Raw genomic sequence first — 992 nt, forward strand, 5'->3', positions numbered from 1 at the left:
CATCAAATCATATGATTTGACGTATTTTGTTCCAACGTTAAACAGCACATACCCCCTTATGTCTCAACTTCGTTCTCAGGCGGTGGTGTGAATGGCTTGTTAATCCATTGATACAGGTCGATTTTCGTAAATGTGTTGAGCCTTAGAGAGGAAACAAGATTCGAAAAGTGCCATTTGTATGTTGCCTGCTGTTTGAGCACGGCAAAGAGCAATATGGTGATGAGCGCCGTCCATATCTGTATCTCTACGGCATTGGATGAGGTTCCCACAAAACTCTTTATATGGAAGTTCTGTTTGAGGTTTCGGAAGAAGACTTCAATATCCCATCTTGCCTTGTATAACCCGGCAATTGTTCCTGCGGAAAGTTTCATGTTGTTGGTCAGCAGCTCTATGGTGAAGCCGTGCCGGGCATTGTACACGGCAATTCTCCGTATGGGCTTGGAGTATTGTTCGGCTGTTGCGTTTCCTTTGAGTATCACAATCTCATCAATGAGTACTTCCGGGTGAGCCTTGTCAGGCAATTCCCGCTCTTCCATGCGCTTATAAATCAGGTTGTCCCTGACTCTGACTACAAAGAACACCTTGATGCTGTCCCAAAAGTTCAGAAGACACGTGTCAAAGTAGCCTCGGTCGCTCACAACGATACTGCCGGGCTTTACCTCTACATGCCTTGCGGCAGTATTATCTGCCACCTTTCCATCCGTAATATGCACATATTCAGGAAGCAGCGTCATAAAATTCAGCAACGTGTGCAGTTTCACTGCTCCCTTTGAATGGGTGTAGTGCGCCCAATCGTACACCTCGGCACAAAGGGTGATAATGGTGGAATCAAGGGCATAGACGGCATTCTTGAAACGGAACTTACGTCCGGAGAACCGGACCTGCTGTCCGAAATAATTCAGCAGCTTGTAATAGCATTCGCGAAAGAACGCGCAGGAGCGTTTCTCATTCTGATAAGCGATGTTTGACTTGGAGGGAGCCCGAAGGATACC

Annotated in this window: 1 protein-coding gene; it reads right to left on the bottom strand. The window is 46.8% G+C overall.

All coding sequences use genetic code 11. The annotated features are described in order from the left end of the window. Positions 1-56 precede the first annotated feature (56 nt). A partial coding sequence (locus JHU38_RS12270; RefSeq protein WP_207859420.1) for an IS4 family transposase occupies positions 57-992 on the bottom strand: 936 nt, incomplete at its 5' end.

It is taken from the genome of Prevotella illustrans (assembly GCF_017426725.1).
Lineage (GTDB): Bacteria > Bacteroidota > Bacteroidia > Bacteroidales > Bacteroidaceae > Prevotella > Prevotella illustrans.